Below are 25716 nucleotides of genomic sequence, written 5' to 3'. Positions count from 1 at the left end.
ATCTCAGCTCATAAGCTGAGATTTTCTTATTTACTAATATTATTCTTGAAATTAAAGGGCTAACTACTAATTGTCCAGTTTTTACTCCAATCTGAGTGACAAACCGTTACGGCATTAATTTTGGTCAATTGCGAAAATGTTCGTATAATAACTCCCAGACTCTTAACTTGATCCTACCTGCTTATGTCTATCACTGCTTTAACCGACGCCTTTGCTCCTATTAATCAGCAGCTATTTCCTATCCAAAACTCGCAGCGACGCTGGCTGGCACCTGTTCATGGTGCAGTCGGTAGTCTATGGCTGGCCAGTTTGGTTAAAACACCCATATGGGAGATGGCAGATCGTCTAAAAGTCGTTGTGGCTCGGGATCAAAATCAGCTCAATCAAATAGAAACTGAGCTGGCTTTTTGCGGTGTGGATGCTTACGTGTTTCCAGATTGGGAGACCTTGACTTATGATGAACTGTCTCCGCATCAAGATATCGTTAGCGAGCGGATTAATCTATTAACGGATATGCCAACGTCAGGTGTGTTACTTATATCAGTACAGGCTTTGATGCATCGTGTTGCACCGCCCAGTTGGCTGATTGGACAACACTTTGATTTAAGCATTGGTGATCAATTTGATATTAATACCCAACGTGAGCTACTAGCAAAGGCTGGTTACCGCGCAGTTGAAAATGTGTTCGAACCTGGTGAATTTGCGGTACGTGGGAGCATTATTGATATTTTTGCGATGGGGCAGCCATTTCCCCTGCGTTTAGATTTATTTGATGATGAGATTGAGACGATTCGTTTCTTTCATCCACAGACTCAGCGCACACTAACTAATGATGATCTAAAAGCAATGATGTCAGGTAATGACAGTAGTATGGGTCAAGAGTCGCTGTCGCTACTGCATAAACTGCCAGATATCTCTAAACCTATTCAGAAGTTTCAAATCTTACCAGCAAAGGAATTTCCTTTAGAAGAGGGGAAAGAAACTTTTCGCATGAATTTTGCTGAGATGTTCCCAAATGCTAGCAGCCGTAAGTTTGAGCTGCACAAAGATGTGATGGCAGGGATTGCAAGTAGTGGACTTGAATATTACCAGCCATTATTTTTTGATCTAAAAGATTGGCAGCAAGAAAGTAGTTTATTTACTTATTTACCTGAGGATGCTTTATTCATCACGGATGAGCTAATCAATGAGCGCCAAGCGGATTATTGGTCACAAATCCAGCGCCGCTATGAAGAGCGCCGTCACGATATTGATAAACCTATCGTGGCACCCGAGCTATTATATTTACTATCTAATACTCTCAATGAGCACCTAAACCAGTATCCACGGGTGATATTGAGCGCGCGAGAAGAGCTTGCATCTATGAAAGATGTGGCCGCTATCGATGATGCGCAAACAACGCTAACATCTACGTCTGCTCCGATGCAAAATAAGCAAGGCTTGGTGACACTTAGCGCTCAAGTACCGCCGCAGCTATCAGTAAACCATCAAAAGGCAGAACCTTTAGCTGAGCTGTTGGATTTTTTACACTTGCAAGCAGAAACAGGTACACCAGTATTAATCGTTGCCGAAACTGCAGGTCGCCGCGAGATTCTCATTGAGCTGTTTAAAGGTAAAATTGATGTCAAAGCCTATGATAGCTTTAAAGAATTTTTAGCAGCAGATAGGACAAGCGCAGCCAATTCGAGTAATAAACCATATGTTGGTCTGACAGTGGCACCGATCGAACGTGGAGTCTACGTTCCCGAACGTTTGGTACTGATTAGTGAGACTCAGCTGTTTGGTAGGCAAGTACTGCAAACGCGTCGTCGTCGGCAAAGTGGCGTATCAGAAGAGTTTCTGGTTAAAAGTGTCACTGAGATGACTCAAGGCAGTCCAATTGTTCATATCGAACATGGTATTGGTCGTTATAACGGTTTAATTATTCTAGATGTGGGTGAGGGTGAGCAAGAGTTTATTCATCTGAAATACGCCGATGATGCCAGTATTTATGTGCCTGTCGCTAATTTACAAATGATTAGTCGCTATAGTGGCGGTGATCCTGCGCTTGCGCCTTTGCACAAGATTGGTAGTGGTAAATGGGATAAAGCTAAGCAAAAAGCATTACAACAAATACATGATGTTGCTGCTGAATTGCTCAACATGCAGGCAAGACGAGAAGCTAAAGTCGGTATTCATTTCAAAATAGACATCTCGCAGTATGAGCTGTTCGCTAGTCAATTTGCCTTTGAAGAAACGCCAGATCAGGCTAATGCAATCCATGCTGTCATGGAAGATATGAAGCAAAACCAGCCGATGGATCGACTCATTTGCGGTGATGTAGGCTTTGGTAAAACAGAAGTTGCCATGCGTGCGGCCTTCATTGCGGTCAGTGCTGGTTACCAAGTTGCGGTATTGGTACCGACTACTTTGCTAGCGGGACAACACGAAGACAACTTCCGCGACCGCTTCGCTGATTGGCCAGTACGTGTCGAAACCTTATCGCGTTTTGGTGGTAAAAAACATCAAGATACCGTACTGGCGGATTTAGCTGCTGGTAAAGTTGATATTGTGATAGGTACGCATAAGCTGCTACAGCCTGATGTTAAGTTTACTAATTTAGGATTAATGATAGTCGATGAAGAGCATCGCTTTGGCGTGCGTCATAAGGAGCGTATCAAGGCTATCCAGACCGATGTAGACAGTATGTCTATGACAGCAACACCGATACCTAGAACGCTCAACATGGCGCTCTCTGGAATGCGTGATATGTCGATTATTGCCACCCCACCTGCACGTCGTTTGGCCATTAAAACCTTTGTGATGCAAAAGACAGAAGCTTTAATGAAAGAGGCTATTTTGCGTGAGTTGCTACGCGGCGGGCAGGTATATTTATTGCATAATGATGTTGCTAGTATTGAGCGTATGGCAGAGACTATACGTGAGCTGGTACCAGAAGCGCGAGTAGGTGTGGCTCATGGACAGATGCAAGAACGTCAACTTGAACAAATTATGCAGCAGTATTACCATAAAAAATTCAATGTTTTAATCTGTACGACTATTATCGAAACCGGTATCGATGTACCTAATGCCAACACCATTATTATTGAGCGTGCTGATAAATTTGGTTTGGCTCAGCTACATCAGTTGCGTGGCCGTGTCGGTCGTAGTCATCATCAAGCGTATTGTTATCTACTAGTACCGTCAATTAAAGGTCTCAAAGGCGATGCTAAGCGCCGATTACATGCTATCGAACGTGCTAATACGCTGGGTGCAGGCTTTATGCTGGCAAGTGAGGATTTAGAGATTCGCGGTGCAGGTGAGATATTGGGTAAACAGCAAAGTGGCAATATGCAGGCGATTGGCTTTAGCTTATATATGGATATGCTAGAGCGCGCTACTAAGGCTATCAAAGCGGGTAAAGAGCCGGATTTAAATACACCGTTATCGCTGACTAGCGAGATTAATTTGCATAGCTCAGCTTTGATACCTGAAGAGTATCTACACGATGTGCATCAGCGCTTGTTGTTTTATAAACGGATCAGTAATGCCGATGATAAAGAAACCCTAATTGATATTCGCACTGAAATGATTGATCGCTTTGGTATACTACCAGACCAAACCAAGCATCTATTCGCTATTCATGGTCTGCGCTTACAGGCAGAGCCATTGAAGATTAATAAAATTGATGCCAATAGTAATAGTATGACGCTGGAGTTTGCACCAGATACCCCTGTTGATGCGTTAGCAATCATTAAACTGATTCAATCTGATGGTCAGCGTTATCGCATGAATGGCGCGTCAGGTATTCGTTATAGTGATGCGGATAAACTTGAAACACCGCAACAGCGAGTAACGGTTATCCAAGAGCTGTTACGCTATTTTAGCGAGCATATGGTAGCCGAACCTGCATAGATTAATTTGACGACAATTGGATACTAGATAAGTCGTATAAAGGGAATAGGTAATGGCGCTATTTTATCCAGTAGATAACTGATAAAATAGCGCCATTATATTTATTAACTTATTTCATTGATGTTTTATAACAAGAGAAGCCGTCATTATGTTCCAACTACATCCTAAGCTTGCTGCCGATAGTTTTTTAGTGGGTGATTTTCCACTATCGACATGTCGTTTGATTAATGACTGTCAGTTTCCTTGGCTGATTTTGGTGCCTCGTGTGTCAGGTATCAAAGAATTGTATGAATTATCTGAGTCGGATCAAACGCAGTTTTTACGTGAATCAAGTTGGTTATCAAGCCAACTTGCTAAAACGTTCCAAGCCGATAAGATGAATGTCGCGGCACTTGGCAACCAAATACCACAGTTGCATTTTCATCACATAGTACGCTACCAAAACGATATGCAGTGGCCAAATCCAGTATGGGGTGTGCCTGCAATACCGTACACAAAAGAAGTATTGGCTCAAATGCAACAGACTTTAATGATTGCATTGCGAGGACATCATCAGATGCCGTTCGATTGGCAAATGTAATTAATACTTAACGGTTGAATATTTTGGTTATTAGATGGTTCAGTTTCATGCTACTTACCTTTTGCCATTCATTTCTGTCATACGTTATTATATGATTTCTATTGTACGTTGTTATATTTTAGACACTATTTATCGATATTGCTAAAATTGTAGAGCAATTGAAGATAGATAGTGTCTTTTTAGTTATTAATTACATATATTATATTGGGTTATATCCTTATAATATATGTAATTATATCTCCTATTATTTTACTAACTAAAAATGAATTCTGAGTCTAAATTGCTCATGTTTTTCACTTCCTTTAACCTAAGTGAACATCAAGTATGTCTTTTTCTGTTAGATTAAAATCACCGACTTCATCAGAGAATAACGAAGTCTCTCGTTTTGACTATCCAGAAATATTGGTCTTGCTACTCACTGTCGTACTTGTCGCTGTACATTTTGAATTTGATTCTACCTCGATGGCGCTATTAGCTATCGTATGCCTGCCAAGCCTGATGATTCTAATTTATAACTATCAGCATCAGCCAAGATTTTGGACTTCTAATATTGTCGTAGTGCTATTATCAACAGTCATTGGAAGTATGCAGTTCTGCACAGTATTATCGCTCAGTCTTACTCTATTGATTGGCATTCGAATTATCTTAAGTGATCCTGAGAATCGACTTAAACTGATTATGATATCTGCCATTACGGCCATGATGTTCTATTACGTCAGTATTACTTTAAGTCGTGAGGTGATGGATTGCAATGAAGGTTTATTATCACCGACCATATTGCTAGCTAGCATTGTTACTATATTCTGGCAATTCTGGAACGTATATCATAAATACTTAAATCATAAAAAAACTGCAAAGCAAGCGAAAGGGCGACTGAATACGATGGTATCAGTCATCAGTAAATTGACCCGTTTTATACCTCCACAAGTTTGGCAACCGATTGTAAAATCAGATAGTGTCGTACATGTGAACAACAAACGCGCCAAGCTGACTATTATGTTTTCGGACATTGCTGGGTTTACTGAGCTGTCTGATAGCTTAAGCTCTGACAACTTAGCTGATATTTTAAATACTTATATGAAATGTATGACTATCATTGCTAACAGACACGGTGCGATGCTGGATAAGTTTGTTGGTGATGGCATGGTATGTTTCTTTGGTGAGCCTAATAGTCGAGGGACACGGCAAGATGCATTGGACTGCGTGGCTATGGCAATTGATATGCGCCGTGAAATGCGTAGTTTGCGACAGGAATGGCGCTTGATGGGTTTTGAAGGTCTATATGTGCGTATTGGTATTACTACTGGTTACTGTCATGTGGGGAATTTTGGTAGTAATAATCGCATGAGTTATACCATTATTGGTAAAGAGGCTAACCTTGCATCTCGTCTTGAGTCGATAGCAGGAAAGGGAGATATTCTTATTAGTCAAAGAACTTATGATTATGTTTGCCATGATTATGAATGCGAATACGCTGGCACTTATCAACTAAAAGGTTTCGATAGTAGCATCAATGCGTGGCAGGTTTTAGACCCTGACGCTAATAAAGGCCGCTTATCTAAGTGGGTAGACCATACGCTACCAGGTTTTAATTTACATCTAAACTTCAAAGACATGCAAAATTACGACTACAAAGAGATTAAAAACAAATTAAATTTTGCCCTTGAACGTATCGAAAAAGAAGAAAAGATAATGGCTCCTGATAAAGAGGGAAAGGGTAAATAGAGTAGTAAACACTAATTTAAAAACCTTATAAGTAAAGGGCATTTGAATCTAAAACAAATAAAAAGCCAGCTATTACAGTGTAATAGCTGGCTTTTTATTGCAGCAAATAGTACTTGCTGATAGCGTAGCGCTTAATGATTTTCTTTTGCATGGTTGAGCGTATATTTAGGTATCTCAATGGTTAAGTCTTCATCTTCAAGCATAACCTGACAAGATAGGCGTGAGTCAGGCTCTAATCCCCAAGCACGATCAAGTAAATCGGCTTCGATATCATCCATCTCATCTAAGCTGGTAAAGCCTTTACGGACTACCACATGACAGGTGGTGCAGGCTTTTGACATCTCACAAGCATGCTCAATCTTAATGCCTTTTTCCAATAGCGCTTTGCATAAATTGCTGCCAGCTTCTAATTCGACTTCAGTGCCTTCAGGGCAAATTTCATGATGCGGTAGTACGGTAATCTTTGGCATAAATTGTCTTTCCAATGCTAATCAATTAAAAAAATGAAAGATATAAGAGGTTAGCTTAGTACAGTCGCTAATATATATTTTCAGGCGTATGTATTATTAAACGTATCTACTACCAATCTTTGGCACTAGTACCTGCCATGCTGGCTTTAACGCTTTGATTCATAATACGAGCAGCAAAGGAATCACTATGTGGCTTGAGCTTTGCTTGCTGTGCCTCAATAAGTGGCAAGTCATCTGTACTAAGTGTTGTTTGTAGTGCTTGTATTTGCTCAGCTAATGATTGCTGTTCATCAGTTGTTAGTAGGGCTGCGAATTCTTTGAGCGCAGATTGTAAAGCAAGCACTTCACGCTCAGCTTCTACTTTGGTCTCAATTAAAGAGCGCGCATTTTTATCTGCTTCCGCGTATTTAAATCCTGCCACTAGTAGCTGCTCTTTTTGCTCATCTGATAGTCCATAAGAAGGTACAATCTCAATCTTACTTTCTGTCTTGGTAGTGGTTTCTTGAGCACTGACTGTTAGCTGTCCGTTGGCATCAATACTAAAGGTTACCTCAATACGTGCAAATCCAGCTTTCATTGGTGGAATACCGTATAGCTCAAAGCGTCCTAGTGAACGACAGTTATCAACTGTTTCGCGCTCGCCCTGTACCACATGAATCACCATGCCTGTTTGACCATCTTGATAGGTGGTAAACACTTGGCGTTTTTTGACAGGAATAGGCGTATTGCGTGGAATCAGTACCTCAACCAGACCACCCATGGTCTCAAGACCGAGCGATAACGGCGTTACGTCTAACAGTAATAAGTTATTGTCACTATCACCGTTGACCAATTGATGTGCGGTTTGGGCAGCACCTAAAGCCACCACTTCATCTGGGTTTAGACGGCAAAGCGGCTCTTTAGCAAAAAACTCAGTCACTACTTGCTGTACAGCAGGCATACGGGTAGAGCCACCGACTAAGATAACTTCATCTAAGTCCGAAGTAGATAGCTTGGCATCACGCAGTACTTGTTCACAGACACTTATCGTGCGGCGGCTAACGGGCTCTGCAATAGCCAGCAAGTCTTCACGGCGTAACACGCCTTGATAAGACTGCTCATTGACAGTGATATCGATATCGACTTGTTCAGCATCAGTCAGCGCTTGCTTATAAGCTTTGGCTTGTTGTGCCAGTATCGACTTGTCATGACGGCTCACGTCTGTAGGATCGATGTGTAATTGCTTGATAAGCCAATTAGTCATTAGACGGTCAATATCATCACCACCTAATGCACTATTACCACCAGTTGCCAATACTTCGAAGACGCCATCATTTAGCTTTAAGATAGAAACGTCAAAAGTACCACCACCCAAATCATAAATTAAGTAATAGCTTTCTTTATTACTATCTTGTGTAGGCTGATCGAGACCATAGGCAACGGCTGCGGCGGTCGGCTCATTTAATAGACGCAGTACATTGATACCAGCCGCTTGCGCCGCATCTTTAGTCGCTTGACGCTGAGCTTCATCAAAGTAAGCAGGAACGGTAATTACCGCACCTTCAATACTGTCTGCAGGTAATGCAGTGGTGGCGCGTTGCTCAAGCGTTGCCAATATCCGCGCTGATACTTCAACAGGCGATACTTCCCCTTGAGCAGTAACGAATGCAGGCATATCGTCTTTATTGCCACTCAATTCATAAGGGTGGGAGAATTTGATATCAGCTTGGCTACGACCCATAAAGCGCTTAGCCGAGACGATCGTATTTTTTGGATCATCCGCTAAGTGTGCTAGGGCATCATAGCCGACTAATGGGTTGCCTGTGCTTGGATAGTAGACGACAGAAGGTAGTAAAGTGTCATTGGCTGCGCCTGCTTCTAAGACTTGCGCCTTGCCTGAGCGTACCACAGCGACCAATGAGCGCGTGGTACCAAGATCGATTCCTAGACCAAAACGATGCTGGTGAGGTTGGGCGCTTTGATTGGGTTCGGCAATTTGCAATAAAGACATAAGATAACTCAGAGATAAAATGAATAAGTGAAATGGAGCAAATAAAAAAATATACACTATTATAGTTTAACCGCTGCAATCCCGCTTTCAAATTAGAGGAGGGTGGCGGTTAAGAGTGCTTAAAATAAGAGATTATACGGTATCGTTGGTACTATTTTAACTATCATTTTGGAATACTGCTTTTAAATGAGGTTCATATGTTAAAAGCACTTATAAATAAACTAAGTCATAAAGCTTATAAATCGGCTATTTAAACGTACAAATCATCGTCATCTGAATGTTCAGCAGTTACTACTTCATCAAGACCAGTAGTAACGTCAGCATTTAGCTTTACTAAGAACTTCAGCTTTTGCGTCGCATCGATCGCCGTTTGCCAGTCTTGACTTTGGTATGCAGTGCTAAAACGCTCAGACTGTTTAGCGAGACGCTGCGTAATCTGCGGATGTAGTTGCTGTAGGGTCGCAAGATCTTTATCTTCAATCGCTTCATCTAAATCAATACGCATCTGCATAGCATCTTCTAAGAAGTCTAAGTCTGCGATTGAATGCTCTAGATTTTGTGCTTGATCTGCCATATCTAACAAATAGCTAGCACGACTATCAGGCGTACTTAGCGTTTGATAAGCTTGATTAATCAACGCTGAAGCTTGCTCAGACTGCTGTTGCGCTTGTGCCGTATCTGACAAGTTTTTTGCGACATTATCAGGGTGATAACGTTTTTGTAGCAGACGTAGACGCTGATCGAGACTGTCTTGATTGACTTCAAATTGTACAGGCTGCTCAAATAGAGCAAAGAAGTTATTAAACTGTGCTTCTGCTGTAATGTCTGTCATATCATACGCCTTGCATTTTTATTTGTTTTTTCAAAACTTTGTCTAGTTGAGGACTTTTTTACGGATTGGTTCGTAATACTGAGTTAATCGCTCACTACTGTCTACTATTAAACTCACAAGCGTTGAGACCTTAGACTGTAAAGGATTCACCGCAACCACATTCACCTTTCTGATTCGGGTTAGTAAACTTAAAGCCTTCGTTTAAACCTTCTTTTTCGTAATCCATCAACAAGCCATCTAAATACACCAAACTTTTAGGATCAATAAAGATACTGACGTCACGACTTTCATAGCGCGTGTCATTTTCATCAGGCGTATCTACAAACTCTAAAACGTAAGCTAATCCTGAGCAACCCGCTGTACGGATACCAACTCGAATACCTTCGCCTTTACCGCGATTGTCCAAAAAATCTCGAACATGCTGAGCGGCGCGTTCTGTCATTTCAATCATGCCAACTCCCATTGACTATCAATAATAAAGATATTAATTTAATAAAAAACTGTTTAATAAGAAACTATCAATAATGAATATAAATAAAATTCTGTATAAATGGGCAACTAGGATAGCAAGATTGCCGAAATAACATTTTAATAACTTCTGGTTAATAACTGCTAGAAAATAAAAGGTGACAATTACATAAGCGTTATTGTCACCTCTTTAGCATTAGTAGCTGTTCAATGTACTGCTACTAAAGTATGACTATTAAGATAGTGTACTTAAAAATACAATACTCACGCTAATAGGCTTAGCTAGTCGCTTCTTCTGTCACTGCTGCAGCGCCATGTTTACCTTTATAGTCACTGATAGCAGCTTTAATAGCATCTTCTGCAAGTACAGAGCAATGCACTTTTACTGGTGGTAATGCAAGCTCTTCAGCGATATGGTTGTTTTTGATTTCGCCAGCTTGGTCTAGACTTTTGCCTTTAAGCCACTCAGTAACAAGTGAGCTTGAAGCAATCGCTGAACCACAGCCATAAGTTTTAAAGCGTGCATCTTCAATGATACCATTATCATCAACTTGGATTTGTAGACGCATTACATCGCCACAAGCTGGGGCACCAACCATACCAGTTCCAACGTTTTTGGCATTTTTATCAAGATTGCCGACGTTGCGTGGATTTTCGTAATGATCAATAACTTGGTCACTATAGGCCATGGGGTTTTCTCCTAGTTAGATGATGAGTAGTCAATTACTGACTTTAAATGTCTAACTACTCATCGATAATTGGGGTCAAACATTTAGTTAATAAAAACTATATTTATAATTGTCTGATCAATCGTTTAATGGCTATGGTCTATAACCATATCGTTTTTTGGTTTTAGTGCTCAGCCCATTCGACTGAATCTAAATCAACACCTTCTTGATACATATCCCAAAGTGGTGATAGGGCACGTAATTTGTCAACCGCTTCATGCATTTGCTTGATAACAGTATCGATATCTTCTTCAGTCGTATAACGACCAAAGCTAAAGCGAATCGAGCTATGTGCTAATTCGTCTGGGCGACCGATAGCACGTAATACGTAAGATGGCTCAAGTGTCGCTGAAGTACAGGCTGAACCTGATGAGACGGCTAAGTCTTTTAGCGACATCATGAGTGATTCACCTTCAACAAAGTTAAAGCTGATGTTTACAATATTAGGCACACTGTGCTCAAGATCACCATTTAGGTAAATCTCTTCGATATCTTGTAGACCGTCCCATAGTTTCTGACGCAATTTTGCTGCATGAGCATTATCTTCTTCATAACGCTCATTGGCTAAGGCAAATGCAGCACCAAGGCCAACAATTTGATGCGTTGGTAGTGTACCTGAACGCATACCGCGCTCATGACCACCGCCATGTTGCTCTGCTTTTAGGCGAACACGTGGCTTACGACTGACGAACAAGGCACCGATACCTTTAGGACCGTATGCTTTATGGCCTGAAAAACTCATCAAGTCGATTTTCATCTCTTGAATGTTAATAAGAACTTTACCAACAGACTGTGCGCCATCGACATGGAAGATAACACCAGCTTTACGGGTTATTTCACCAATAGTAGCTACATCAGTAATTGTGCCAAGCTCGTTGTTTACCATCATCAATGATACTAAAATCGTGTCATCGCGTAGCGCTTCTTTAACTTGCTCTGGCAAAATAAGACCAGTACTTGGTTGTGGCTCAAGATAAGTAATCTCAAAGCCTTCTTGCTCAAGTTCGCGACAAGTGTCCAGTACGGCTTTATGCTCGATTTTGCTGGTGATAATATGCTTACCACGAGACTGATAAAAATGCGCAGCACCTTTAATCGCTAGGTTGTCAGATTCTGTCGCACCTGAAGTAAAGACGATTTCGCGCGGATCAGCATTGATAACATCAGCAACTTGCTGACGAGCAGTTTCGACTGCTTCTTCTGCTTGCCAGCCATAGCCATGTGAGCGCGAGGCTGGGTTACCAAAGATGCCGTCTACAGTCAGATATTCGCTCATTTTAGCGGCTACTGATTTAGCAACTGGCGTGGTGGCGGCATAATCTAAGTATATAAGGTTGTTATGTTGGCTCATGCTGGGTTTGCCTCGCTGGTCGATAGGGTAATAGTATTAATGTCTTTTATGGAAATCTCTTTAGTAGAGTTTTGCTGACGCTCTGATACTGATTGCACATTTTCCATATCTAATAATTGCGCCAATGTTATATTTTTCAAGTACTGCTCAATATGATTGGACAGTGCACACCATAAATCATGGGTTAGGCACATTGTACCACCTTGGCAGTCACCACGTCCTTCACACTGCATGGCATTAACCGACTCGTCAACGGCAGATATAATACTCATTACATCTATCTCATCTAGGGGTTTGGCTAAATGATAACCGCCTGCAGCACCACGAATACTAGTAACTAAACCGCGTTTACGTAGTTTGGAGAATAACTGTTCAAGATATGAGATAGATATCGATTGCCGTTTTGCAATGTCAGATAAGGATACAGCGCTGTCTTGTTGACTGGTCTGTAACGCCAAATCTAATAACGCGGTAACGGCATACCTGCCTCGAGTAGTTAAACGCATAAAATATCTCCAAGCTAATCAGTTATAAGCCAAATTCAATAACGAGCTTAGTATCTTTAGTACTCTAAATCATGAGTGATCTAAATCATGCAAGATTATTTGTGCAATACAGATATTAAGTATACTAAGTCAAACGTCATCGCTATTAAACAACAGATGGTTAACCCGATGTGTGCTGCGATAAAGTCATTATACTTAATCCTGAGTAATTTAGTCAAGATTGAAATGTCATAGAATGGTTAATCTTACCTATCACCACTATTAATAAAAGTAATTGGCTAAATAAAGCGGCAACGAAGTGGAAAAGCGCTAATGAGTGGTAGTAAAGGCTAGGGGTAAAAAAAACGCTCAATGACAGTTCGATGACTTCGTTGAGCGTTCTTGTAAAAACAAAGGTAAACCCCGAAGGTTAGTTCATTAGCAACGTGATAACAGCAACAATCGCCATAATAACTGAAGCAATTGTGATAATAGTAAGTGTCTTTTGCCTACTCTGTAGCTCTTTCACTGTAGTTTCAAATTCGCGATTTTTTATGGTCAGCGTATTAATTTGAGTCTGTTGTTCTGCAATACGTAGTTTATAGTTGTTCTTTTTTTCTTCCATTTCATCAGCGCTAGGTTTTTGCTTTGCATTGCCACCTTTAAACTTCTTAAGGATCCCTTGAATTAAGCCACCCAAACCTAGCTGAGTAATAAATTGTTTAACCAGTTGAACCTGAATAAGCTCACCACGCATTTGCAGTTTTTCAGTCGTTTCGCTGTCGTGTGAGGTTAAAGCACTTAAAACTTGAATGCTATACGCGTTAATAATAACGTCAGGCTCACTACGACCAACAGGTAGATTGGCATCTAGCAACACACCTTTATAGCTAAAAGTTGCAAAAATCTCTACATGAGGCAAATACAAGCGTAGACAGATAACAGTGCCCTGTTTAGCAAGCGGGTAAGCGGCTTTACGTAGCTCAGGATCTAAGCGTAACAGCAAGGTCAATGCTGACTCAGTGAACACTAGGATAATGTTGAGAAGAGAGTGAGACAACGTAGAACGCTTCATGTAAGTAATCCATTTTATTGGGCAAATTAAAAGTAAACATAAAATATGAGAAGCAGTGAATAACTGCAAATACAACATTAATTATAATTTGGTTTTTATAGCATATTATGTGATGGCTATCATAACGTTTTCATCATAAAAAGTAACGTATACCTATGTCAGTTAGCAAATTATTGCGATAAAGCCCGTTTTCTATACCTAGAGTTTTTGTAAGTCAAAGCTCTACTGTACTACAAATATGAACAAAGCCAGCTGAAGTAGCGAACACTGGCTAGTAAAAAGATATTATCAATTGTCTCTTCATAATATAGACTTTAATCGCTAATTTTGATTGAAAAATCATTGATTTCGCTAAAATTAATGGTTTTTTTAAATAAACTATATGTTCTCTGACGTAAAATATATCTTAGTAACCTAAAAAACGAATATGCATTATGCGATGTTTTTGAGCAGTATCTGTGGGACAAATGACAAGTTACAGGTGATTTGCGTAACGTTAGGTGTCAAATACGTAGTTTCGCAGGCAAAAAAATGTAAAATCGCTTGCGCTCCTTATGTTGCCTTGATATAAAGACGTTAACAACGCGCAACCCGTAAATAAAAGCGTCAAAAGTGGTTTTTATTGCTTAAATCGTATGAGAGCGATACAATGCCTGACGTTAGCGTTTATTTCAGCCCTTAAACTTGAAGGAAATTGTATGAATAAGTCAGAATTAATTGATAGCATTGCAGACAAAAGCGGCCTAAACAAAACCCAAGCTGGTGATGCATTGAACGCCGTTATGGAAAGCGTTGGTGAAGCTCTAGAAGCTGGTGAAAGTATCTCACTAGTTGGTTTTGGTACGTTTAGCGTAAAAGACCGTAAAGCACGCACTGGCCGTAATCCTAAGACAGGTGAAGAGCTAAGTATCCCTGCAAGCAAAGTACCAAGCTTTAAAGCCGGTAAAAACTTAAAAGAGCGCTTAAACTAAGCCAATCTTAGCTTGTTAGTATAAATTTGCTGTTTAACTTTAGACAGTAAAACAAGCAATAAAAAGCACCTTTATATAGAGGTGCTTTTTTTATCGCTAAAATTTGTATAGCAGATGCTTGGAATATTTTGAGTCTAGACTAAAATTCACGTATCATAGGGCGCGCGTAACGCTATTGCTTTATCAAGTTACGGTTTTTACAAGCATCAAATAACATTGACATCATTTATCATGCCATTGTCTGTCCACATATCGCTGACATCGTTGCAATGGTTCTTCATCAATATAGGTTAAAAAGTAGAAATAACTATGGATAAATTGCGCGATTTTTTGAAAAGCTGGCCTGGTCGCATTTTATTGATTCTATGCCTATCGCCACTCGCTTTATTAGGCATCGAGAGCTACTTTCAGGGCAATGTTGACCCCAATCAAATAGCCCAAGTAGGTGAGGCAAGTGTGGGTTTGTCAGAGTATCAAAATGCAGTAAACAATCGACGCTCTGAGATTTTAGACCAAATTGATGACGCAAGCTTATTAAATGAAGATGTGTTACATGAGCAAGTGCTAAAAGGATTGATTGACCGCACCTTACTTGAGCAGCAAGCTGGTAAGCTAGGTATGACTGTATCTGATGACACGATCAATCGTCTGTTGCGTCAAGAGGACGCTTTTAAAGATGAAAACGGCGAATTCTCTAACGATCAGTTTTCGAACTTTTTACGTCAACGCGGCATGACTAAAGACCAGCTGTTTGCTGAATTTCGCAATCAGTTAAGCCTAGATCAGCTTAATGCGAGTATCGTTGGTACTGCTATCTATCCTATGAAAGCAGTGAATCAGCTGATTGATCTACAGCTAGAATCACGCAATATCTGGCTACATCGTTTTAATTGGCAAGATTATCAGCAGAAAGTTAAGCTTAGCAAAAATGATATCCAAGCTTATTATGATGCTAATAAAGAGACGCTAAAGAGCGATGCCATGGTTGATTTGGCGTATATTCAGTTAAGCCCTGCGACGATTAAGGTCGATCAAGTTACAGAAGAAGATCTGCAGCAGCAATATGAAGGCTATAAGCAAGGGCTTGCTGTGGTTGATGAGCGCAAGCTAAGTCAGATTCTAGTTACTGGTAATGACGCTAAGACGCGTGCTGATAAAATCAAAGCGCGTCTTGATAAAGGTGAATCATTCGCAGCATTGGCCAAAACAGAGTCAGATGATCCATCAGGCGCTACTGGCGGTGATATTGGACTTTTCAATCCATCAGTATTTGGTAATGATGCTGCTGCCGTTGAAACAGCGCTGCAAGGCTTAAGTGTAGGTGACGTTACTGCCCCTATTAAAACCAATTTCGGTTATCAGATATTTACGGTAACAGAAGACAATGGTAGTAAAATACCAAGCCTAGATAGTATGCGTGAAGAGTTAACAGCTAAGGCAAAGGAATATAAGCGTCAATCAATTTATGCTGATAAAGTAACAGCAATTAATGATTTGGCAGCAGATGGTTTTAGTATCGAAGATATCGCTCAGCAAGAAAACGTAGCGTTAAAACGTATTAAAGATTATCGTAAGAACAATAATACGTCAGTGTTGCCGCAACCTGCTGTCATCAAGCAAGCCTTTGATGAGTTTACTATCCAAGATCAAGCAGTAACGGCAGGTATTGAAGTAGGTAGCGGAACGGCATGGGTGCAACCAAGCAACTATCGTCCAACTCAAACTCTTACCTTGGCAGCTGCAACTCCAATTATTACCAAAAGGCTGCGTCAGCAAAAAGCCAGTGCTATGGCTCTTAAAGATGCTAAGCAGTTGGCTGCTGGGATTAAAACCGTGGCTGATATCAATAAGCAAGCAGTAGGTTTTCAGGCACTCGGTCAGGTTAATCGTCAAACAACGTTACTGACCGAAAAGGAGCGTAGTTTAGCATTTAGTAAGCAAGCCTCTGAGAACGGGGTTGTAGCGCTGGCAAGTGAGACTGAGGTAGGTGCTAGTGTGCTGGTTGGCGATCGTATCGAGACTGAACGCCAATCGCAGTTGTCTGATCTAGAAAAAGCGCAAACAGCCTCAATTATCCGTGATAATTTAGGTCAAGATCAGCTGCAAGATTACTTAGATTATCTACGTCTGGTATATAAGGTTGAAATTAACGAAGCTAACATGGCAGGGGCACAAGGTCAGTAATAGTGCCATTGCTTTCTGTTGAGCTATTAATAAGTAACCAAAAAAATGTATAAAAATTCTTGAATAAAAAAGCCACTGTATTGCTACAGTGGCTTTTTTAATGAGCCATATTTTTGATAGTTTTATATATATCAATTAATAGCAGTACTTATATGAAGTGCTGCTATTAATACTGCTTTAGCATTTTGTACATGAAAGTTTTAATGACGGAAATGGCGCATACCCGTAAATACCATAGCAATACCATGCTCATTTGCTGCAGCAATGGTTTCATCATCACGCATAGAGCCACCTGGCTGGATGATAGCAGAAATCCCTACTGCAGCAGCGTTATCTATGCCATCACGGAACGGGAAGAAGGCATCTGAGGCCATAACAGCACCTTCAGTTGCTAATCCAGCATGCTCAGCTTTGATAGCAGCGATACGTGCTGAGTTTACCCGGCTCATTTGACCTGCGCCAACACCAATAGTGCGCTGACCTTTAGCATAAACGATAGCGTTGGATTTGACGTATTTTGCTACGTTCCAACTAAATAACAGATCAGCAATTTGTGCTTCAGTTGGTTGTACGTCAGTGACGATTTTCAAATCATTAGCAGTGATCAAACCGAGATCCTGTTCTTGTACCAACAGGCCACCGTTGACGCGCTTATAGTCAAGTTGGATGTCGCGCTGATCTGGTGCTGGTAGTTCACCGCAAACTAAGACGCGTACGTTTTTCTTAGTCGCAGTCGCTTCAAGTACACCTGCTTCAATACTTGGCGCAATAATAACTTCTACGAATTGATTGTCAATAATGGCTTTTGCTGCGGCAAGTGTTAATGGGCGGTTAAAGGCAATAATGCCACCGAAAGAAGATTCAGGATCCGTGCTAAAAGCAGTTTGATAAGCCGCTACTTGGTCGTTATCAATGGCGACACCGCAAGGGTTAGCGTGCTTGACGATTACGCAAGCAGGTGCACTAAATGCTTTGACGCATTCAAGGGCAGCATCAGTATCGGCGATATTATTATAAGATAATGCTTTGCCTTGTAATTGCTCGGCCGTTGCTATAGAAGCTTGCTTACTTTTTGAAGGTTGGCTTTCTATATAAAAAGCAGCATTTTGATGTGGGTTTTCGCCATAGCGTAGGTCTTGTGCTTTTTCAAGCTGCACATTAAACGTTCTTGAAAAATTCTCTGGCTGTTGAGTTTCATTGACACGACTACCCAAAAAGTTAGCAATCATCCCATCGTATTGTGCCGTATGTTCAAACGCTTTAACCGCTAAGTCATAGCGTAAGGCCGTTGTCAGTTCTGTGCCATTACCTAAGGCTACAAGTACTCGTTCATAATCGGCTGGATCAGTAACAATACCTACGTGGGCATGGTTCTTAGCAGCAGAACGTACCATAGTCGGACCACCAATATCGATGTTTTCAATAGCATCGTTCATAGTGACATCAGCACGAGCAATTGTTTCAGCAAATGGATAAAGGTTAACCACGACCAAATCGATACGATCAATACTATGCGAACTCATAATCGCATCATCTGTACCACGGCGACCTAAAATACCACCATGAATCTTTGGGTGTAGCGTTTTGACACGGCCATCCATCATTTCAGGGAAACCAGTATAATCTGATACTTCAGTCACGGCCACATTATGCTCTTTGAGCAAACGATAAGTACCGCCAGTGGATAGTAAGTCAAATCCTGACTGAATAAGCCCCTGAGCAAATTCTACGATATTGGACTTATCAGAGACTGAGAGTAGAGCAAGCGGTTTGGTAGCCATAAAAACGATTCCATAAAAAAAGCCCGACACAAACGTCCGGCAAGATAGTAGTGGCAGTCACAGATAGAGTTACGTCTAATCTATGAGTTGCCATGCACAATAATGATAAAGCTTAATGTTGTAAGCTTAATAACTGTTGTAAGCTTAATAACTGTTGTAAGCTTAATAATTAAGTTTCAGTGTTTAGAGCTTAATGTTCGCAGCTAGCTATGCATTACTTAGGCATGACTAGCATTGAATGGATAGAGCTTCAAAAATCACGATGCCTATGATAAAACATCTGACCAATTTACACAAAACTCAATATCATTTTAGAGCATAAATACTAATTTCTATACAATCAACTACATTAAATCGTAGATTTTAAGTTTTTTGCGTAGTGTGCCACGATTAAGGCCCAAAATTTGAGCGCATTTGGTTTGATTTCCACGAGTTTGCTCAAGTACTACAGTTAGTAGGGGGAGTTCTACTTCTTTTAAGATGAGCTCGTAAAAGTCGGTTGGCATTTCATCATCCAAGGCCGCAAAATACTCACGTACTACGCGTTCAACATGCACACGTAAAGGCGCATTCGCTGGAGTAAGTGTCGTATCACTGTGCATATGATTGTCTGCGCTATCCAAACGATTCTGTGTATCAGTGGTTGGTTGATTAGTACTGTCCTGATCATCATAGTTGTTATGGCAATCAGGATGCTGGGCAAAACGGTTGGCAAAGGATTGAGCGGAGTGTGCCATAAGGTGATGTCCTTAAAAAAGTGTGATACGACAAAGGTCATAGACAAAAAGATAACTAGTCGCTCAACTGAATATTAATATAAGTATTAGGTTGGAGATATGAAGCTTTTTAATAAATAGGGTTGATAGTAACTTTACTAATATGATTGATGGTAACTGGTACTGTAAACATAAATGATTTGTTTTGTTCAGCGAATAGTAGATTTTGCTTACTTGCTAGATAGTCCTTTGGCAGCGCAATGAACTCTCCAGTTAGAGCGTTATTGTCATAAATGCTAACTTTGAGACTAGGTAGGAGCTGGGACTTTGTGCTTTGGTTTGCCAAAGTGGCTGTTATATCAGTAAATACATCAGCATCCATAATATCACTAGGTTTATAAACCAAATCAGTAATATCAAAAGCTGCCATGTCAGCACTAGGTAGGCTGCAAGCTGCGACTGCGCAAACTGCTTGTAAGCGTGCTGCATGCGCTGGGTTTTTGACTATGTTATCTAGATTAAAAATAACATATTGTGCAAACAATAGCATTATCAATACTAAGCAGCCGGCTACCCAAAGGATCGAAGCGGCAGAAGTTTGTGCAAGAGATTGTGATGGGTAGATACGTGACTGACCATTGCTTATTTGCTTAGGGCTAATTTGAGTTTGATCTCTAAGTGGTACGCCCATGCTAGCCAATAGCTGCGATAAATCAGTGTCAGACTCTATCGTGTTTGTATCATTGTTTTGTTCTTCAAGGAGTTTTTCAAGCCATGCATTATCGTTGTCATTGGACATATTAATATTGTCGATAGAAGCATTGATATCATTAGCGGCGACTGAACCGATATTATATTGAGGCCTAGTGTTGACAACATAATCTGATTCTTCAAATAAAGTATCTTGATCGTTAGGCTCGATATTAGACTGATTATCCACAGTAGTGGCTGGTTTAGAGTCTGTTGGTTCAGAATCTAGATTTGTAGTATCCAGCTCAGAAAACCATGCACTCATTTCATCTAGCGAGTTATATTCTGAGTTTGACTCTTCAATATCGTCAACGGGCATATCATCATAGATAAGAGTATCAGAGGATAAAAAATTATTATCCTGCTGAGAATTATTATTTTTGCTTTTTTCAAAAGAGGTGAAATTGCTATCGGTATTTGAACGATCATCACCAGAGACCACAAGATTTTCATTTACTAAAAATACTTGTTGACAGCGTCCACAGCGTGCTTTCGCATTTAACTCATTTAATTGAGCTTGCGGTAAACTAAAGTAGGCTTGGCAAGAAGGACATTGGGTTTTGATGAGCGTGGTCATGTAATTGAGTCCAAAGAAATACGATAGTAACTATCGCGCATCCACTCACCAAAACCTGTCTTATTTTTTAGATATTATTAGGCATCTTTATAGCGATAGACAATAGGGGAGCAGCGTTAAGTTTGCAAAATTCAACTGACTGCCTATCGTAACAGATGTAATAAAGTGTTGCTAGTGTGTAAACAAAACTATTAGGTATTGCTACTGTGTAAACGTTCCTGATAAACGTTGCCAATGCTGATCTTCTTGAGCAGTGAAAGCATGTTTAGAATCAAGGGCAAAATAAGGCTTGTAAGCTTCTGAAACTTGCTCAGTCTGTGACTCAATTAATCCTGCTAGAACTATGCGTCCTTGTGAGGCAATTAAAGTTGCAAAGTAAGGAGCTAAGCCGATGAGGGGCTTGGCTAGAATGTTGGCTACAATAACATCCACTGGAACGACATCATGTTGTGCACAGTAGGCCACGAAATCTTCTGGCAAAAATGCTTGCAAGTGTTCATCAACATTATTGCGTGCAGCATTTTGGTTAGTAGCCAGCACCGCCTGCGGATCGATATCGACCGCATAGACATGTTTGGCACCTAATAGCAATGCGCCAACACCTAAGATGCCTGAGCCACAACCATAATCGATGACGACTTTATCTTGTAGGTCTTGTTCAGTCAGCCAATCTAAACATAGGCGTGTAGTGGCATGGTAACCTGTTCCAAAGGCAAGTCCCGGGTCCATAATAATGTTAATGGCATCTGCATCAGGTGGCGTTAACCAGTTTGGAACGATCCATAAGCCGTTAGCGCATTCGATTGGATGATAGTGAGTCATCCATTCGCGCTCCCAGTCTTTATCATCAACAGCGCTCAGCCAAATGCGACTGGCCTGTACTTGTGCTGCAATCTCATGACTTAGTTGCTCAACAGCTTGTCGACTCCCAATTTCGGTAGTAGCATCAAAGAGACCAGTCAGTATTACTTCATCCCATAAGGGTGATTCGCCCGGTAATGGTTCGAACAAAGGCTGATCACCTGCATCGTCTAACGCAATAGATAGGGCGCCTGCTTCTAATAACAGCGCTTCTGCAAGATCGACGTTTGCTTTTTCACATTGTAGGTGAAGTTGTTGCCATGCCATAAAAGTAACCTTAATTAAATTAGAATAAATTGAAGAAAAATAAATAATTATCGTTTGTAAAAAATAGAATAAACACATTCATTATTATACGCAGTTAGCAAGTTTTTCTTTGTCTGTTGCATCGAAAATAAACTGCGATAATGACTACTTAAGAGCTAATTGTGCCTCTCGTACAACGCGTGAATTGTTCTGTTGTTGACCTGATCTTAAGATAAGCTGCCATAACGCACGGCGACGACTGTCATCCTCAGAAACTGTCAGGCCACGACGTGCCATCGCTTCGGCTTTACGTGGCTGACCTTTCTTTAGAGCAACTTGTGACAGGTAAAAATAAACCGCTGAAGATCTAGGTGCTAGACGTTGAGCACGCGTAAAACTGTTTTCAGCAGCGGTCAAATTACCTGATTTAAGCTGATTAGTGCCTGTTTGCATCAGATTACGAAATGCTGGCAAGTTGCTTTGATTGCTAGTAGGTTTACGGCTTTGCTGCTGCGAATTCTGACGTGCTTGCTCTAATAGCTCATTATGTGAAGGTGTAGCGGGCGGTTGCGAGATCATATAATCATCACGTGGTGGGGTGTACACTGGCTCGTTAAATATGATTTCTGGTTGTTCTATTATCGGTGTTTGCTGGGTTAAAGGATTGTTGGTAGTTGTACTGCTCTCAGATCTGGGTATGGTTTGGGGCTCAGAGTAAGGAGGATTTGCTGGCGTTCTAGTAGTTTCAGCGGGTGCTGTATAAGGCTCACTAGAGTAGTCAGCTGTTTTACTGGCATCATTACGGTTAGTTATAGACCCTTGAGGAATATTAATCGTAGTCGTTGTTGCGCCTGCACCGGTACTGTTAGGAGCTGAAGGCGCGGTCTGACAAGCACTTAACGTTAAAGTACCGATGAGCGCAGTTGATACTAGTAATAATTTGCCCAATCCTCTGTGTGTGTCATTCAGTACTGCCAAGTATTGCTGCTGCATAGATGCCGCCATGTCAAACCCCTTATTCTATGTAATTTTAAATAACAGTATGAACTGATAGTTAATCAAACAATTTATTAGAACCACTCAAGCGCTCTATCGTACCAAGTGTCAGTACGTCTTTGAGTATCACCATTATCGCCATTTTCCTCATTCGGGTTGATTACCTCACTATTTGGTATATCTAAACCTTCACGCTGACGCTGCTGATTCATCGAGCCTTGCTCATCTTGCCATTGCATCTGATCACGTGCTTGATCTTGCTGGTACAAAGAAATTGCACAACTACTGGCTTCCTCTGGTAAGTATGCCGACATTACTGGTAAATATCGTGCCGATGCACAACGTTCATTGGACAGCTTGCCAGAGTTGTTTTCAAGCCACAGCCATTCAATGCCTTCAGGTTCTGGCATGGATACGGGTGTCAACTTTAGGCGATTCATATAATCGACCCATACTGGTAGGGCACCTGTGCCGCCGCTAAGTCCGATTGGTTTATTGTCATCACGTCCAACCCAGACAACGCTTACGTAGTTGCCGCTATAGCCTGCAAACCAGGCGTCACGGTAGTCATTAGTCGTACCTGTCTTGCCCGCTAGATTTAAATCGCTACCAAGTGATTGGACACGTTTAGCGGTTCCATCTTTCACTACTTGTTGTAGCGCATAGTTAGTTAGGTAGTTGGTTTCAGGCGGTATACTACGCTGTGTATTAAGACCAGTACGCTGCAAGATACGCCCGCGATCATCAATAACAGTACGAATGCTGTGAATAGGAGTACGAAAGCCACCAGTCGCAAAGACTTGGTAAACGCCAAGCATATCCATTGGACTTAAGTTAACTGAGCCTAATAATGCGGATGGATACGCAGGAATTTTTTCTTCAATACCTAGACGGCGCAGCTGCTTGGCAAATGTATCAATACCGAATTCCATGCCTAAGCGTACCGTACTTTGGTTATACGATTTAGCCAGTGCAGTGGTTAACGGCACATAGCCGTGGTCGCGATTGTCATAATTTTTAGGGTTCCATTTAGTACCGTCACCTAGATTGACTGTAATCGGTGAGTCATCAACGGAGCTGGCTAAATTATAGCGACCGCTTTCAAGCGCCGTCATATAGATAACAGGTTTTAACAGCGAACCAACTTGACGCTTAGCATCAACGGCACGGTTAAAGCCAGTAAACTCACTACCACTACCAACTACTGCGACCAGCTCGCCCGTTTCAGGGTTCGCACTGACTAATGCTCCTTGTAGATCCTTAGTCTTACTACTATTACGGCGTAGCTCACCCAGCTTCTTATCAACAGCTTTATCAGCAGCTAATTGAGCAATAGGGTCGAGGGTACTAATGATGGTAAGACCTTCATTTTTGAGGTCATCAGAGTAGTACACTTCATTAAGTTCACGCTTTACGATATCCAAAAAGTCTGGAAATTGGCTTTTGCCTTCAACAGGCTTATCAACAACACCAAGAGGTTTTTCTAACGCTTTATCGTAGTCCTCTTGACTAATACTACCCATTTCTAGCATGTTATTGAGCACTATATCACGGCGTGCCTTTGAGTCGTTTGGATGACGGCGTGGATTATAAACGCTTGGCCCCTTTGCCATACCTACTAACATGGCTTGCTGATCTAAACGTAGCTCATTGAGTGGTTGATTAAAATAAAATTGTGATGCCAAGCCAAAACCATTGATAGAGCGGTTGCCATTTTGACCCAGATAGATCTCATTCAGATAGGTTTGCAGGATTTCATCTTTACTATAATGCAACTCTAGCAGCACTGCCATCAATGCTTCATTGGCTTTACGTTTCAGGGTACGATCAGAGTTAAGATAAAAGTTCTTGATAAGCTGTTGGGTGATGGTCGAGCCGCCCTGCATAGAGCCGCCAGAGAAATTGTTAAGTACGGCGCGAGCGATACCACGTATGGATACCCCTTTATGTTCATAGAAACCGCGATCTTCGGTAGCGATTAAAGCATCAATCAATGGCTGTGGCACATCATCTAACGAGACGACCATACGATCTTCATTGCTATCAGGATAAATGCCGCCAATATTCACAGGTTCAAGACGAATAATACCAGTCTTATTTTGTTCAGTACTTTGAATCGTCTGAATCTTATTATCCGCAATGGTCATTTTGATAACTTGTTCTTTATCAACATCATTCGCGCTATAGGTAAATCCACGCGTATGGATAAAGTAGTTATTGCCTGATTTATGGAAGCTACCGGTGCGATCATAGGCTTTATTGCTACGATAATTAAGCAGCTCTAGCCATTTTTTCATGGTGTCGTTATCAACGGCAGCACCTTGATAAAGCTCAAGTGGTTGTGAATATACCTTAGCAGGAATATCCCAGCGCTTGCCTTCAAATTTTTGGGTAATAGTACGATCAAGCTTGACTAAATACAGCGCCAATAAAACCATGCCAACGATGACAATAATTAATAAGATACTGCTAAATACAATACCGCGCTGTTGCGAGGGTAGAGTACTAATAGCAGACTTAGACGATTGTGGTAGCTTAAGATTAGATTTTTGCACTGATAACGCACCGTATTGGGATAAAAAACTGCCTCATAATGACGCAAATTGACAAAATTTTCAATCTATCATCATCGACTTAAGGATTCATTAGGGTTTAGCTGGGAAGGTGTATAATAAGTATAGCTTCTAATATCACTATATTAATTAACTAAATAAAGCTTTGTGATAGTCGTTTCAATATGATTTAGAAAAAAATAAAAGCAGTGAAAGCTCTGCATTTAGCAGACTAAATGCTTTTGGCACTTTATGCATTTTATATTGCATTGGCTGTGCCTTTTAATGCGTTTGGTAAGTGCCATATAGGATACAGTCTATATGTTTGGAAAGGGTGTTTTTTGTGTGGATTATCAGCTGTTACTTTGCCAGTAGTGGCTGATTTATTGTTAGGCTTAAACGCGGTCTAACTTAAGCAATACTAATGCAACACAATGTATTTAAAGCTAATGTATCTAAAGCCAGTGTATTAAAGGCCAGTTTA

Annotated in this window: 19 protein-coding genes; 5 read left to right on the top strand and 14 right to left on the bottom strand. The window is 40.9% G+C overall.

Annotated features, from left to right (window positions below; all coding sequences use genetic code 11):
* The first annotated feature begins 183 nt into the window (after positions 1-183).
* From mfd to ACTQ9S_RS02105, 3 genes are all read left to right on the top strand, one after another.
* Positions 184-3894: a transcription-repair coupling factor gene (mfd, locus tag ACTQ9S_RS02115; protein WP_440453527.1), complete on the top strand. Its 3711-nt coding sequence runs from the start codon at positions 184-186 to the stop codon at positions 3892-3894.
* Between the two features lie 148 nt (positions 3895-4042).
* A complete protein-coding gene (locus tag ACTQ9S_RS02110; protein ID WP_440453525.1) occupies positions 4043-4474 on the top strand; it encodes an HIT domain-containing protein in 432 nt (143 codons plus the stop codon).
* A 324-nt stretch (positions 4475-4798) separates the two neighbouring features.
* Positions 4799-6199, top strand: a complete 1401-nt coding sequence (locus ACTQ9S_RS02105) for an adenylate/guanylate cyclase domain-containing protein (RefSeq protein WP_440453523.1) — start codon at positions 4799-4801, stop codon at positions 6197-6199.
* A 131-nt stretch (positions 6200-6330) separates the two neighbouring features.
* Here the strand turns inward: ACTQ9S_RS02105 and fdx are convergent, their stop codons facing one another.
* The 8 genes from fdx to ACTQ9S_RS02065 all read right to left on the bottom strand — a co-directional run bounded on the left by fdx (position 6331) and on the right by ACTQ9S_RS02065 (position 13598).
* A complete protein-coding gene (gene fdx, locus ACTQ9S_RS02100) occupies positions 6331-6669 on the bottom strand; it encodes an ISC system 2Fe-2S type ferredoxin (protein WP_350656532.1) in 339 nt (112 codons plus the stop codon).
* A 109-nt stretch (positions 6670-6778) separates the two neighbouring features.
* Entirely contained in the window at positions 6779-8659 is a 1881-nt protein-coding gene (gene hscA, locus ACTQ9S_RS02095) for a Fe-S protein assembly chaperone HscA (RefSeq protein WP_068036269.1), read from the bottom strand.
* Between the two features lie 250 nt (positions 8660-8909).
* On the bottom strand, positions 8910-9491 hold the full coding sequence (gene hscB / locus ACTQ9S_RS02090) for a Fe-S protein assembly co-chaperone HscB (RefSeq protein WP_068036267.1): 582 nt from the start codon (positions 9489-9491) through the stop codon (positions 8910-8912).
* 130 nt (positions 9492-9621) lie between these two features.
* A complete protein-coding gene (gene iscA / locus ACTQ9S_RS02085; protein ID WP_025653020.1) occupies positions 9622-9942 on the bottom strand; it encodes an iron-sulfur cluster assembly protein IscA in 321 nt (106 codons plus the stop codon).
* 295 nt (positions 9943-10237) lie between these two features.
* Positions 10238-10648, bottom strand: a complete 411-nt coding sequence (gene iscU, locus ACTQ9S_RS02080) for a Fe-S cluster assembly scaffold IscU (protein WP_350656530.1) — start codon at positions 10646-10648, stop codon at positions 10238-10240.
* Positions 10649-10811: 163 nt separating this feature from the next.
* Positions 10812-12038: an IscS subfamily cysteine desulfurase gene (locus ACTQ9S_RS02075; protein WP_440453521.1), complete on the bottom strand. Its 1227-nt coding sequence runs from the start codon at positions 12036-12038 to the stop codon at positions 10812-10814.
* On the bottom strand, positions 12035-12544 hold the full coding sequence (locus tag ACTQ9S_RS02070; protein WP_068036260.1) for an Rrf2 family transcriptional regulator: 510 nt from the start codon (positions 12542-12544) through the stop codon (positions 12035-12037). Before ACTQ9S_RS02070 ends, ACTQ9S_RS02075 begins: the two co-directional genes overlap by 4 nt.
* Positions 12545-12953: 409 nt before the next feature.
* On the bottom strand, positions 12954-13598 hold the full coding sequence (locus tag ACTQ9S_RS02065; protein ID WP_440453519.1) for a hypothetical protein: 645 nt from the start codon (positions 13596-13598) through the stop codon (positions 12954-12956).
* Between the two features lie 698 nt (positions 13599-14296).
* On the opposite strand from ACTQ9S_RS02065, the gene ACTQ9S_RS02060 reads away from it, so the two are divergent.
* Both ACTQ9S_RS02060 and ACTQ9S_RS02055 read left to right on the top strand, forming a co-directional pair.
* Positions 14297-14569: an HU family DNA-binding protein gene (locus ACTQ9S_RS02060; RefSeq protein WP_025653024.1), complete on the top strand. Its 273-nt coding sequence runs from the start codon at positions 14297-14299 to the stop codon at positions 14567-14569.
* Between the two features lie 309 nt (positions 14570-14878).
* Entirely contained in the window at positions 14879-16753 is a 1875-nt protein-coding gene (locus ACTQ9S_RS02055) for a SurA N-terminal domain-containing protein (RefSeq protein WP_068036256.1), read from the top strand.
* Positions 16754-16953: 200 nt separating this feature from the next.
* Here ACTQ9S_RS02055 and purH read toward each other — a convergent pair whose 3' ends face one another.
* The 6 genes from purH to mrcB form a co-directional block, all read right to left on the bottom strand.
* Positions 16954-18534: a bifunctional phosphoribosylaminoimidazolecarboxamide formyltransferase/IMP cyclohydrolase gene (purH, locus tag ACTQ9S_RS02050; protein ID WP_068036254.1), complete on the bottom strand. Its 1581-nt coding sequence runs from the start codon at positions 18532-18534 to the stop codon at positions 16954-16956.
* Between the two features lie 344 nt (positions 18535-18878).
* Positions 18879-19136: a DNA-binding transcriptional regulator Fis gene (gene fis, locus ACTQ9S_RS02045; RefSeq protein ID WP_068039245.1), complete on the bottom strand. Its 258-nt coding sequence runs from the start codon at positions 19134-19136 to the stop codon at positions 18879-18881.
* Positions 19137-19380: 244 nt separating this feature from the next.
* Positions 19381-20577: a DUF3426 domain-containing protein gene (locus ACTQ9S_RS02040; protein WP_440453517.1), complete on the bottom strand. Its 1197-nt coding sequence runs from the start codon at positions 20575-20577 to the stop codon at positions 19381-19383.
* Between the two features lie 201 nt (positions 20578-20778).
* Positions 20779-21705 (bottom strand): 50S ribosomal protein L11 methyltransferase, encoded by a 927-nt coding sequence (prmA, locus tag ACTQ9S_RS02035; protein ID WP_350656523.1) that lies wholly within the window; start codon positions 21703-21705, stop codon positions 20779-20781.
* A 144-nt stretch (positions 21706-21849) separates the two neighbouring features.
* Complete coding sequence (locus ACTQ9S_RS02030; RefSeq protein WP_350656522.1) at positions 21850-22689, bottom strand: tetratricopeptide repeat protein; 840 nt, start codon at positions 22687-22689, stop codon at positions 21850-21852.
* Positions 22690-22754: 65 nt separating this feature from the next.
* Complete coding sequence (gene mrcB / locus ACTQ9S_RS02025) at positions 22755-25235, bottom strand: penicillin-binding protein 1B (RefSeq protein WP_068036245.1); 2481 nt, start codon at positions 25233-25235, stop codon at positions 22755-22757.
* Positions 25236-25716: the final 481 nt, after the last annotated feature.

This window comes from Psychrobacter sp. ASPA161_9 (assembly GCF_051970275.1).
Classification (GTDB): domain Bacteria; phylum Pseudomonadota; class Gammaproteobacteria; order Pseudomonadales; family Moraxellaceae; genus Psychrobacter.
Note: the sequence above shows the minus strand (reverse complement) of the source record. Positions and strands in the feature narration are given on the sequence as shown.

Coding starts and splice junctions, on each gene's coding strand:
- mfd (WP_440453527.1), top strand. CDS start 184: ATGTCTATCACTGCTTTAACCGACGCCTTTGCTCCTATTAATCAGCAG.
- ACTQ9S_RS02110 (WP_440453525.1), top strand. CDS start 4,043: ATGTTCCAACTACATCCTAAGCTTGCTGCCGATAGTTTTTTAGTGGGT.
- ACTQ9S_RS02105 (WP_440453523.1), top strand. CDS start 4,799: ATGTCTTTTTCTGTTAGATTAAAATCACCGACTTCATCAGAGAATAAC.
- fdx (WP_350656532.1), bottom strand. CDS start 6,669: ATGCCAAAGATTACCGTACTACCGCATCATGAAATTTGCCCTGAAGGC.
- hscA (WP_068036269.1), bottom strand. CDS start 8,659: ATGTCTTTATTGCAAATTGCCGAACCCAATCAAAGCGCCCAACCTCAC.
- hscB (WP_068036267.1), bottom strand. CDS start 9,491: ATGACAGACATTACAGCAGAAGCACAGTTTAATAACTTCTTTGCTCTA.
- iscA (WP_025653020.1), bottom strand. CDS start 9,942: ATGATTGAAATGACAGAACGCGCCGCTCAGCATGTTCGAGATTTTTTG.
- iscU (WP_350656530.1), bottom strand. CDS start 10,648: ATGGCCTATAGTGACCAAGTTATTGATCATTACGAAAATCCACGCAAC.
- ACTQ9S_RS02075 (WP_440453521.1), bottom strand. CDS start 12,038: ATGAGCCAACATAACAACCTTATATACTTAGATTATGCCGCCACCACG.
- ACTQ9S_RS02070 (WP_068036260.1), bottom strand. CDS start 12,544: ATGCGTTTAACTACTCGAGGCAGGTATGCCGTTACCGCGTTATTAGAT.
- ACTQ9S_RS02065 (WP_440453519.1), bottom strand. CDS start 13,598: ATGAAGCGTTCTACGTTGTCTCACTCTCTTCTCAACATTATCCTAGTG.
- ACTQ9S_RS02060 (WP_025653024.1), top strand. CDS start 14,297: ATGAATAAGTCAGAATTAATTGATAGCATTGCAGACAAAAGCGGCCTA.
- ACTQ9S_RS02055 (WP_068036256.1), top strand. CDS start 14,879: ATGGATAAATTGCGCGATTTTTTGAAAAGCTGGCCTGGTCGCATTTTA.
- purH (WP_068036254.1), bottom strand. CDS start 18,534: ATGGCTACCAAACCGCTTGCTCTACTCTCAGTCTCTGATAAGTCCAAT.
- fis (WP_068039245.1), bottom strand. CDS start 19,136: ATGCACAGTGATACGACACTTACTCCAGCGAATGCGCCTTTACGTGTG.
- ACTQ9S_RS02040 (WP_440453517.1), bottom strand. CDS start 20,577: ATGACCACGCTCATCAAAACCCAATGTCCTTCTTGCCAAGCCTACTTT.
- prmA (WP_350656523.1), bottom strand. CDS start 21,705: ATGGCATGGCAACAACTTCACCTACAATGTGAAAAAGCAAACGTCGAT.
- ACTQ9S_RS02030 (WP_350656522.1), bottom strand. CDS start 22,689: ATGGCGGCATCTATGCAGCAGCAATACTTGGCAGTACTGAATGACACA.